The 11,643-nt window shown below is 35.2% G+C and carries 11 protein-coding genes; 4 read left to right on the top strand and 7 right to left on the bottom strand.

Annotated elements, in window-relative coordinates:
- Positions 1 to 127: 127 nt before the first annotated feature.
- The 3 genes from HOG71_08075 (at position 128) to HOG71_08065 (ending at position 3,584) form a co-directional block, all read left to right on the top strand.
- A complete protein-coding gene (locus HOG71_08075; GenBank protein ID MBT5990798.1) occupies positions 128 to 1,534 on the top strand; it encodes an arginine decarboxylase in 1,407 nt (468 codons plus the stop codon).
- Positions 1,535 to 1,765: 231 nt separating this feature from the next.
- The gene (gene speB, locus HOG71_08070; protein ID MBT5990797.1) at positions 1,766 to 2,617 is read left to right on the top strand and encodes an agmatinase; all 852 of its coding nucleotides are present in this window, start codon (positions 1,766 to 1,768) and stop codon (positions 2,615 to 2,617) included.
- Positions 2,607 to 3,584 carry a deoxyhypusine synthase gene (locus HOG71_08065; GenBank protein MBT5990796.1) on the top strand — a complete coding sequence of 326 codons (978 nt, stop codon included), beginning with the start codon at positions 2,607 to 2,609 and terminating at the stop codon, positions 3,582 to 3,584. Before speB ends, HOG71_08065 begins: the two co-directional genes overlap by 11 nt.
- Positions 3,585 to 3,598: 14 nt before the next feature.
- Here HOG71_08065 and HOG71_08060 read toward each other — a convergent pair whose 3' ends face one another.
- The 3 genes from HOG71_08060 to HOG71_08050 form a co-directional block, all read right to left on the bottom strand.
- Positions 3,599 to 5,212, bottom strand: coding sequence for a PQQ-binding-like beta-propeller repeat protein (locus tag HOG71_08060; protein ID MBT5990795.1), 1,614 nt, complete (start codon positions 5,210 to 5,212; stop codon positions 3,599 to 3,601).
- A gap of 144 nt (positions 5,213 to 5,356) precedes the next feature.
- Positions 5,357 to 6,748, bottom strand: a complete 1,392-nt coding sequence (gene pntB / locus HOG71_08055) for a Re/Si-specific NAD(P)(+) transhydrogenase subunit beta (GenBank protein ID MBT5990794.1) — start codon at positions 6,746 to 6,748, stop codon at positions 5,357 to 5,359.
- 8 nt (positions 6,749 to 6,756) lie between these two features.
- Positions 6,757 to 8,292: a Re/Si-specific NAD(P)(+) transhydrogenase subunit alpha gene (locus tag HOG71_08050; GenBank protein ID MBT5990793.1), complete on the bottom strand. Its 1,536-nt coding sequence runs from the start codon at positions 8,290 to 8,292 to the stop codon at positions 6,757 to 6,759.
- 167 nt (positions 8,293 to 8,459) lie between these two features.
- Between HOG71_08050 and HOG71_08045 the strand changes: the two genes are divergently transcribed.
- On the top strand, positions 8,460 to 9,608 hold the full coding sequence (locus HOG71_08045) for a hypothetical protein (protein ID MBT5990792.1): 1,149 nt from the start codon (positions 8,460 to 8,462) through the stop codon (positions 9,606 to 9,608).
- A 42-nt stretch (positions 9,609 to 9,650) separates the two neighbouring features.
- On the opposite strand, the gene HOG71_08040 is transcribed toward HOG71_08045, so the two are convergent.
- From HOG71_08040 to HOG71_08025, 4 genes are all read right to left on the bottom strand, one after another.
- Positions 9,651 to 10,301: a cation transporter gene (locus tag HOG71_08040; GenBank protein ID MBT5990791.1), complete on the bottom strand. Its 651-nt coding sequence runs from the start codon at positions 10,299 to 10,301 to the stop codon at positions 9,651 to 9,653.
- 47 nt (positions 10,302 to 10,348) lie between these two features.
- Positions 10,349 to 10,711 carry a heavy-metal-associated domain-containing protein gene (locus tag HOG71_08035; protein MBT5990790.1) on the bottom strand — a complete coding sequence of 121 codons (363 nt, stop codon included), beginning with the start codon at positions 10,709 to 10,711 and terminating at the stop codon, positions 10,349 to 10,351.
- Positions 10,712 to 10,740: 29 nt separating this feature from the next.
- The gene (locus HOG71_08030; GenBank protein MBT5990789.1) at positions 10,741 to 11,250 is read right to left on the bottom strand and encodes a hypothetical protein; all 510 of its coding nucleotides are present in this window, start codon (positions 11,248 to 11,250) and stop codon (positions 10,741 to 10,743) included.
- A 193-nt stretch (positions 11,251 to 11,443) separates the two neighbouring features.
- A partial coding sequence (locus HOG71_08025) for a copper chaperone (protein MBT5990788.1) occupies positions 11,444 to 11,643 on the bottom strand: 200 nt, incomplete at its 5' end.

Here is an 11,643-nt window from a genome sequence, read left to right as displayed (position 1 = left end):
CCAATAACAATGAGAAATATCATAAAAACACCCACCTATTCTGTGAAAAAAAGAAAAAATTGGATGGAATCAAGAAAAAAACACAAAAAAAACGGATAAAATTTTAAACATTAAAGAATAATTGGTTTTGCAACGGTCTTATTTCGACTTAATAGAGCAGAGCTATTATTTCCCTCAGGAAGGCTTTGATCTTAGAGAAGATTACCTGACATTTCATGGGGTATCACTCAAATATTTAATCGAAAAACATGGAACACCTTTTCGATTTATGTATCTCCCAAAAATTGGTGATCAAATAAAAAAGACGAGAAACCTCTTTAATCGTGCAATTAAAAAGCACAATTACAAGGGGAATTACCACTTTTGTTATTGTACAAAGTGCAACCATTTCTACCATGTGATACAGGAAGCATTGAAACAGAAAGTAAATCTGGAGACCTCCTCAGCTTTCGATATTGATTTAATTTTGAATTTGAATGAAAAGAAAAAGATTGATAAAAAAAGGATTATCATTCATAATGGTTATAAAACAGATGATTATTTAAGGAAAATTATCAAAATGCAGGAATTGGGTTTTGAAAATTCAACCATCATACTGGATAGCATGGAGGAATTGGATAGACTCTTGAAAATCAAAACAAAAGATCCTGTTAAAATAGGATTGAGAATGGCTATTAATGAAGAAGCCCAATCCGCTTATTACACGTCTCGTTTAGGAATTCCTCATAATGAAATCATTGAGTTTTTTAAAAAGAATATTCGTGATAATGATAATGTAGAATTAAAAATGCTACATTTCTTTGTTGATTCTGGTATTAAAGATACACTTTACTACTGGGGAGAATTTCAAAAAGCACTGAAACTTTATATTGAACTTAAGAAAGAAAGTGTAAACCTGAATTCATTCAATCTTGGAGGTGGCTTTCCTATCCGAAATCATTTAGGCTTTGAGTATAACTATGAGTACATGATAAATGAGATTATTGCCAACATTAAAGACGCATGTACTAAAGAAAACATTGAAGAACCTGATTTATATACTGAATTTGGGAAATATACAGTAGGTGAAGCCGGGGCAATCATTTTTAAGGTTTTGGAACAGAAACAACAAAATGACACAGAAAAATGGTATATCGTAAACAATAGTTTAATGAATACTATTCCAGATGCCTGGTCGATGCACGAAAAGTTCATTTTACTTCCTATAAATAAGTGGGGAAATGAATATGGACGAGCAAATATTGGTGGAATTAGTTGTGATCATTCAGATTATTACAACTCAGAAGATCTAAATCAGGAAGTATTGCTGCCCTACTTTTCAGATAAAGATAAAGAACCTTTATACCTCGGGTTTTTTCACACCGGAGCATATCAGGATTCGATCAGCGGATATGGTGGAATTAAGCACTGTTTGATTCCTTCACCAAAGCATGTAATTATTGACAGAGACGATAAAGGAAACTTTGTTGATTATGTGTATAGAGAAGAACAATCTGCAGATGAAATGTTTAATATTTTAGGCTATAATGGATAGTAAGAATAAGGACCATTCTAATTTTGCGTCATTCCCGCGAAGGCGGGAATCTCACTTTTCAATGTATTAAGGTTCTAAATCCCAACCTGACCAAGAGGACAGGATGTTAACAATAAGCATAAGTAGGAAGGATTAAAATAATATGAAACAAGCATGAGTAAAAAATTTCTCTCACATGGAAATGATTATAATGCGAGTTCCATCTGACAATTAATAAACAATTATAAACAGATGAAAACATTCGCAGGCATAGAAGCTGAATTTGCTTCAATTGAAAATTCAGAAATCTTGCTTCAATCCATTCCTTATGATGGAACAAGCACATGGGGCAAAGGTGCTGATTCAGGTTTTGATGTATTTATTGAGGCTTCTGAAAATATGGAACTTTACGATATTGAAACAGATTCGGAGGTTTATACAAAAGGCATTCATATTCTTCCTACCATCAATGAAAGCTCAACTCCTGAGAAGGTTTATGAAGTCGTAAAGAGTAAAACTACTGAGTTACTGAAGCTAGATAAATTCTTAACCTTTTTTGGTGGCGAGCATTCAGTTAGTATCGGAATTATTGAAGCTTACAAACAAAAATTTCAAGATCTCACCGTATTGCAACTTGATGCACATGCTGATTTGAGAGAGAGCTATTTAGGAAGCAAATACAACCATGCTTGTGCAGTTCATCAGGCCAGTAAAACAACTAATCTTATTCAGCTTGGCATAAGAAGTATGGATATCTGTGAAAAACAATATCTTAATAAAGAAAAGTGTTTTTTTGCTCATACAATGTTTGGCAATGAAGAATGGATTGAAAAATCAATTAGTTTAATGACCAATAATGTGTATCTAACCATTGATTTAGATGCATTCGATCCATCGATAATGCCTGCAACGGGAACACCAGAACCGGGAGGTTTGCACTGGGATAGTACACTAAAATATTTGAAAAAAGTTTTTGAAACAAAGAATGTTGTCGGCTTTGATATTGTTGAATTTGCACCTATTAGAGGATTAAAAGCACCCGGATTTTTGGTATCCAAGCTTTATTATAAACTTTTATCATACAAATTTGAACATGGGAAATAAAGGAAAAATTACTGAGTTTATGCTTGAGCATTTCAAGCACTTTAATTCAGCAGCTTTAGTAGATGCTGCAAAAGGATACGAAAAGCAATTGGAAGAAGGTCATAAAATGATGATTACTCTGGCAGGAGCTATGAGTACTGCTGAATTAGGTAAATCATTAGCAGAAATGATTAGGCAAGATAAAGTTCATATTATATCCTGTACTGGTGCTAATCTCGAAGAAGATTTGATGAATATGGTAGCGCATTCACATTACAAAAGAGTTCCTGAATACAGAGATTTATCTCCACAGCAGGAATGGGATTTACTTGAAAAAGGACTCAACCGTGTTACAGACACCTGTATTCCAGAAGAAGAAGCTTTCAGGCGTTTACAGCAACACATTTTCGACATTTGGAAAAATGCTGAACAGAATAATGAACGCTATTTCCCTCATGAGTATATGTATAAGATGTTACTTTCAGGCGTTTTGGAACAATACTACGAAATTGATCCTAAAAATAGCTGGATGTTGGCTGCTGCTGAAAAAAACATTCCAATAGTTGTTCCGGGTTGGGAAGACTCAACCATGGGAAATATTTTCGCCTCCTATTGTTTAAAAAAAGAACTTAAACCCTCAACCATGAAATCAGGTATTGAATATATGACCTGGTTAGCTGATTGGTATACAGAGAATACACAGGATAATAAAATTGGTTTCTTCCAAATTGGTGGTGGTATTGCAGGTGATTTCCCAATCTGTGTGGTTCCCATGCTTTATCAGGATATGGAAAGAACAGATACGCCATTTTGGAATTATTTCTGTCAGATTTCAGACTCTACTACCAGTTATGGATCTTATTCAGGTGCTGTACCCAATGAAAAAATTACCTGGGGTAAATTGGATATCAATACACCAAAATATATCATCGAATCAGATGCAACCATTGTAGCTCCACTGATTTTTGCGTATTTGTTGGGCTGGTAGCATTTATATGAATTTTAGTTTGAAATTAACAACTTAAAGGTTTTAATTTCTGAATCTGAGAGGACCCGTACAATATAAAATCCATCCTGAATAGCTAGAGATGGTAGTGATATTGCAATTTCTCCTTTAACATCTTTAAACTCACTTTCAACTATTTTTTTAGCATTCACACTATAAACAGTTACTGTATAGTTAGCTTTCATTCTGTCATTAACTAAAATATGAAAATCTCCAGCTGAAGGATTTGGATATACATTTATCTCATTGCTTACTTGAAGACTTTCAATTCCTGAAGTTGCCGCACATAAGCTCGATTGCCTCTGAATATCATACTGAAACATCAACCAATCAGGTCCTGCTCCCTTACCTACAGAAATGCAATAAGCTCTTCCGTAATTTACTTCGAACTTGGGATATTCTGTAAATCCACCAACAACAAAAGCATCCAGTATACCATCTTTATCAAAGTCAGCAATTACAGGTGCATGATCTATGGTAAATGTATCTCCATAATGAGCTTCAAGATCGAGCTCCCAAATTAAACTACCATCAGTACCTTTTAAGGAATACAAATTACCTAATGATGATCCAAAAATCACATCTGGTTTTGAATCATTATCTATATCTGACAATGCCACTCCCCTGAAACAACTTCCATAATTGGGTATATCGTATTCCCATTTTACTTTTCCATCAAATGATAAAGCATACACTTTATACCAGGCAGAAAACAGTACTTCACATCTACCATCATGGTCGATATCAGCTATTGAAACGGGGCTGGCAGCATAAAAATATTGAGGACATTGATACTCCCAATACAATGAACCATCTTCCGCATTTAAGGCTGTTACTTTGCCGCTATAGTCTCCAATAACCAACTCAGGTTTATCATCCTGATCAAGATTGGCAACTGCAGTTCCATGATATACAAAATTGCTCAAAGAGTGTGTCCATAATAGTTTTTGATCATGGCCTCGGTAGGCATAAACCTTATTCGAATCTTTGTTTACAGCATTCCAAGTAGCTACTACAAAATCTGGATAGCTATCTCCATCAATATCGACAATGGTAGGTGCAGTCTGTATCCAGGAATTTAAATCCACAGGAATCTCCCATGCTTTCGATCCATCTTCAATATTCAAACAGATAACATAACCTCCAAATTCCCCATGCAATAATTCCATTTTACCATCATTATCCACGTCTGCAATGGTTGGGGGAGAATCACTTCCTCGTGTTGGGCTCGACCAGATAACTTTTCCTGAGGCACCATGAAAACAAAAGGTAGTGGGATTACATGAACTTGGAACAATCACATCCAATGTATCATCTCCATTCACGTCAAAAACAATAGGTGCAACATCATTACACCCTTCCGAATTACCAGCACCTGTATTGTACTTCCAAAGCAAACTACCATCTTCAGCATTTAGCGCATAGACCATACTATCGTTTCTGTAGCATCCGAAAATCAATTCCAGTTTTCCATCATTATCAATATCTGCAGCTATACTTTGACCAAATGAGGCATCATCAATATCGAACCACCAGTTTATTTTTGGAAGTTGAGCAAAAGCAGTAATGCAGAAAAAAAATAAGCTTGATAAAAAAAACAGTTTCTTCATAATTCAATTTCTTCGTTACGAAAATTAGCTATGATTTTTCATAAAACAATGAAAATGAATCAAAAAACGGATAGCTGAAAACATCAACTACCCGTTTTTTCTCGTCTTTTCACTTAAGTGAAGGAGCAGAGGCTTTGTAGCAAACTATTCCTTCAAAAAACCATTGATTTTGTCAACACTATCTTTGGCATCTCCATAAAGCATATCTGTATTTTCTTTATAGAAAAGTGGATTTTGAACTCCTGCATATCCTGTTGCCATTGAACGCTTCATGACAATAACGTTTGTTGCTTTCCACACTTCAATCACAGGCATTCCATAAATTGGGCTGCTCTTATCATCTTGTGCTCCGGGATTTACAATATCGTTTGCTCCTATAATCATGGCTAAATCTGTTGCTGGAAGATCTTCATTGATTTCATCCATTTCCAATACTATATCATAAGGAACATTGGCTTCAGCTAATAAAACATTCATGTGTCCGGGTAATCTGCCAGCAACCGGATGAATAGCAAAACGAACTTGTTTTCCTGCTTTTCTGAGTGTTTGAACCATATCAAAAATTGGATACTGTGCTTTGGCTACAGCCATTCCATAACCAGGTACAATCACAATAGATTTAGCATCTTTCAATAAATCGGCTGTTGCTTCGTGATCGGTTGACGTTACTTCACCTTCCATTTCCTCGGCACTTCCAATTTGAACTTCACCAAATCCACCAAAAATAACGGATAAAAACGACCGATTCATTGCCTTGCACATGATGATGGACAGAATTGCTCCAGAGCTACCCACTAAGGCGCCAGTAACGATCAATAAGTCGTTGCCTAACATAAACCCTGCTGCTGCTGCTGCCCAACCTGAATAAGAGTTTAACATGGAAACAACAACAGGCATATCTGCTCCCCCAATGGCCATCACCAACATTACACCGATGAAAGAAGCAATGGCTGTCATAATAACCAAATGCATTAAACCATCATTCCCATTGGCCATAGTGAATAATACTCCTAATACGATAGAAGTCACCACTAAAATAATGTTCACTAAATGTCTTCCTTTATAAAGAAGTGGTTTGCTTCGAATTTTACCTTCCAGCTTGCCCCATGCAATGATAGAACCTGTGAAAGTAATTGCTCCAATAAAAACACCAATGAAAACTTCGATTAAATGAATGTTGCGTTCAGCACCTTCTAATAATGCTGTATGAGGATCAAGGTATGAACCAAAACCAACTAGTACAGCTGCCAGACCAACAAAACTATGTAATATGGCAACCAACTGCGGCATGGAAGTCATTTCCACTTTTCGTGCAACGATAATTCCGATAAAAGAGGCAATAGCAATTGCGATTATGATGTAAATATGTCCTTGAACCTCATCACCAAGAACAGTTGCTAAAATAGCTATGAGCATTCCTATGATGCCATAATAAACACCACGTTTTGCCGATTCCTGAGAAGATAAACCTCCCAAACTCAGTATAAACAATATACTGGCAAATAAATAGGCTGCTGTTTGAATTTGTGTAGATATCATCTTCCTTATTTTTTAAACATTTTCAACATTCTATGTGTCACAAAAAATCCGCCCACAATATTAATACTAGCTACCAAAATAGCAACAAATGCAATGATAGAAATAGGACTGGAAATATCTGTAGTGACTTGTAATAATCCGCCAATAACAATAATCCCGCTAATGGCATTTGTAACAGCCATTAATGGTGTGTGTAATGAGTGACTAACATTCCAGATAACTTGCCATCCGACAAACACGGCCAAAACAAAAACAGTAAAATGTCCCATAAAATCGGCAGGAGCAACTTTACCTAATAAAAATAAGAATAAGCCAATTACTCCTAATTGAATCACCATCCCAATTGATTTCTTTTTAGCCTTCTGTGCTGGAGTAAGTTCTGGTTTCTCTTCTACTACTTCTTCTACTTTCGCTTTTTGTGGACTAACTGGAAGTGGTTCTGGTGGCCAATTAATTTCTCCATTATAGGTTACCATTGCTCTGGAAACAACATCGTCTTCCATGTCAATTTTGAAATTCGCAGCTTTACCCATATCATCTAATAAATGACAAAGGTTGTTTCCATATAATTGTGATGCTTGATTTGGTAATTGGTCTAACACACCTAAAATGGTTACGCCATTTTTTGTTGTATAAACCTCACCGTTTTTTGTATAAGCACAATTACCACCTGTAGAGGCAGCAAGATCAACAATAACTGATCCTGGCTTCATGGCCTCAACATGATAATCTAAAATCAATTTTGGTGCTTCACGACCGGGGATTTGTGCTGTAGTTATAATAATATCTACATCAGCAGCTTGCTCTTTAAACAAAGCCATTTCTGCTTCAATAAATTCCTTGCTCATTACTTTAGAGTATCCTGAGGATGTTGAGCCATCTTCATCTATATTGACAGTTAAAAACTCTGCCCCCATTGATTCAATTTGCTCTGCCACCTCCCCTCTTGTATCAAAAGCACGAACAATTGCTCCTAACGAATTGGCAGCTCCAATAGCAGCTAAACCTGCTACACCAGCTCCAATTACTAAAACTTTTGCAGGATCAACTTTTCCTGCCGCAGTAATCTGTCCATTCAGGAAACGGCCAAAATGATTTGCGCCTTCAATGACTGCACGGTAACCAGCAATATTTGCCATGGATGAAAGAACATCCATTTTTTGCGCTCTAGAGATACGAGGAATCGCATCCATGGCTATAGCATTCACCTTTTTTGCAGCAAGTTTTTTTAATAGTGCCTCATTTTGAGCAGGCCATAAATAACTCAAGGTTACAAGTCCTTCTTTCATAAGGTCTATCTCTTGTTCTGAAGGTGCCAATACTTTTAAAGCAATATCACAATTGCCATAGATGTCAGTTGCAGAATCAACCAATATTGCTCCTGCTTCTTCAAAATCAGTATTTGAGAAATTAGCTTTTAATCCAGCATCCTTTTGGATACGAACTTCAAAGCCTTGCTTAATCAAACGCTTTACGGTTTTAGGAGTTGCGGCCACCCTTAATTCTTTAGGCTCAATCTCCATGGGAATACCAACTTTCATGAAATCAATTTAATTTGTTTTTCAATGACTTATTAAAAATCACTGCAAAAGTAAGGAATACCTTTAATAAAAAAGATTCTTAATAAAGACTAAGCTTTATCAGTATTTCTTGGAGCTTATTTTTAATTTGTCTAATTATTGCTAGTGTATATTGAAAATACATTATTATGAAAAAAATAAATTCCTTTTACCTACTCCTTATAGCTGTGATACTTACAATTAGTTCATGTTCAAAAGAGGAAGATATAGTTGACGGACCGAACAATCCTGATATTGATTCATCAAGTGCTGTTCCGGAGTTCTTCTTATCTGATAAAATGAATACTCCTGAATTTCTGCAAATTGCAAATTCAACACAAGGCATATCAATTCCACAAGATTTGGACTTTCATCCTAAAAGATCGAATGAATTATGGGTTATCAATAAGGGTACTTACAATAGTGGTGGTACGACTGTTCATATTACAAATCCAGGGCAAGTAGATCAGTCTTCTTTTAAATTAAAAGATGGAAATGCCTGGCATTTTATGGCACTTCCCACTTCTCTAGATTTTGGAGATAATGGAAACTGGGCAAGTGGAACTGGAATTTTGGATGCAAATAGACGAGGAGGGAAATTTGCAGGCCCGTCTTTATGGTCAGGTGAGTTTGACATTTATGCTAAAGTTGGAACACCTTACAAAAGTGGTGGACCCAATGGAAGTCATTTAGATATGGTACATCAGAGTCCTTATGCAATGGGTATTGCCCATGCATTCGACAATGCTTACTGGATTTTTGATGGTAATAATAGCAACATCATTTTATATGATTTTGGTCAGCCGCATGTTGCAGGAGGCAGCGATCATGATGATGTAATCCTAAAACGTTTCACAGATGTGCAGGTAGAAAAGGAATTGAAACTGTTACCTAGTCATATGGTTTTAGATAAAAATACGGGCTGGTTATACATTGCCGAAACAGCTAATTCTCGTATACTTCGATTCAATACAAAATCAGGAAGTAAAAAAGGAAGTATGAATCCCGATCCTTATGAAATTGTTGCAGAATACTCTGAATATATCAATGGGGAAACTGAAGTATTTATTGATAAAGGAATACTAAGTCCTGTAGGAATTGAAATCAGGGAGGACATACTTTTTGTAAGTGATTACGAAAATGGTGACATCATTGCCTACAAACTAACCGATGGAAGTGAAATTGGTCGGGTACAAACCAATACAAAAGGTATTTGTGGTATAAACATATCAGCTGAAGGGCAGCTTTTTTATGTAAACATGATCAGTAACGAAGTTGTACAAATTATAGCCAAATAATTTTCAGGTAAATCATCGTGTTTCCATGTGTGAAAACATGGATCAATGGCTATGATGTTTATCCGTTTTATTCTTCATATCCAATAAACTTAAGCCAGACTCTTTCAATAATCCAATCGACCATTTGATTATGACGAAAGAACTGATTATGGCAGCAATGGCATCTACAAAAATAAGATTCCATATCATGGCTGCCAATAAGCCAATAATGGCGGAAACACTTGTAATGGCATCAGCCAAAACATGAAGATAAGCTGCGCGAATGTTATGATCGGAATGCTCTTGTTTATGATGTAATAAAAAAGCGCTAAGCACATTAACACCAAGTCCTAAGATTGCCACAAGAATAGCTTCCTTATAATGTATTTCAATAGGATTGATGAATCGTTCTATTGCTTTTACAATTATAAATACTGCAAAAATCAAAAGCAATAATCCACTGGTATAGCCCGATAATGATAAGATTTTGTCTGAATCGCCTGAAAAGGATTTACTTTGCTTCGACTTCCGAACAAAAATATAAGCGATCCAACTTAATCCAATAGCAAGCACATGTGAGCCCATATGTATCCCATCAGCAAATAATGCCATTGATCCACTGATAAGTCCAAAGAATATTTCAACCACCATGGTAATGGCGGTCAACACCACCACCCAACCGATACGTCTTTCTTTCAGACTTGTATTATCCATATATCAAATATCCCTAATTTTGACAAAAAAGGAATAGAATTAAACAATTAACGATATTTACAACAGCCATGTAATTTATTGTAAACTTTCTGAGTAGCTTTTACCAAATCAGTATCATGGCCTACTCTTGCAATGGCTTTGTGTATTTGATCCAAATTCACAATATCCTCATCAAAAGTAACTTTCATTATTTTGGTTTTTTTATTCCATTCAGCTTTTTTAACCCCATGAACTGACAATGCTGCCTTTTCAATTCGATCCTCACACATAGCACAATTGCCATATACTTTGAATTCTTTAATAACTTCCTTACCCTGATTTTTGTTTAAATCATCATTCATTTTTGCAAATGAATCACCTGCATTAACTAATAAAAAAATACCAGCTAAAAAGTATACGATTATCCTCATCTTGTTATATTTAAACTATTAATGAATATTTAATTTTTTGTGCAAAATAATCTATACTCGTTTTCTTGAACACCTATCAAAAAAGTATAGTCCAAATTCCCATTTTCATGGTGAATACCTCCAAAATGCTCATCATCACTTTCATGCTCATCATCCATATGGTGAGACCAGCTATTTTGACTATTTCCCATATGCCCCATATGCCTTTCTCCTTGCTGGTGTCCGTACATATTTAAAAACTTATCTCCTGTCAAACACATTTCTAAGCGATCGCCATTTGCGTATACATCCATGATTAAGGTGGTATCGAACAAAGAGTTTTGGCAATGAAATGAAATTTGAGAATCAGAATTTTTACTAATTTCACAAACTGATTCGAATGAGTCAACTGAAGTACCATTATCATAGGTAACATAGCCTTCATAATCACCAACAACTTTGCTAATATATTGTGGTGTTAAATCTTCCTTCGTACAAGAAGTAAATAATAAAAATGGGACAACAAGAGACAAGAGTCCTATTATTTTTACTTTTTTCATATTGGTTATTTTAAGTTGGGGTTTCATTTTACTTTATTTAATTGTTAAAAAAATGATGTGATTTAATGATTATTCTATAATAAAATTTATAGACAGTTTACTTTGTTATTCTAAACATCTTCATCTTATGCATTTTTGCACTTAATTAGTTGTTTTTATCCATTTATATCAATTAACTTGAATTTTGATGTGTCTAATCTTTTGTATACTTACAACAAGGAGCTAACTTATCATAAGAAGCTATGGGGGCTGTTTCTAATTCCGTATCATAACCAGAAGCGGCAATTGCTTTATGTATTTCGATTAAGTCAACTTTATCCTTATTAAATGAAACATGAATTACTTTTTTCTTTACATCCCACACTGCTGAATTAACTCCTTTTAAAGCAAGTG

It is taken from the genome of Bacteroidota bacterium, from assembly GCA_018698135.1.
Classification (GTDB): domain Bacteria; phylum Bacteroidota; class Bacteroidia; order CAILMK01; family JAAYUY01; genus JABINZ01.
This window is presented reverse-complemented; position numbering and strand designations above follow the sequence as displayed.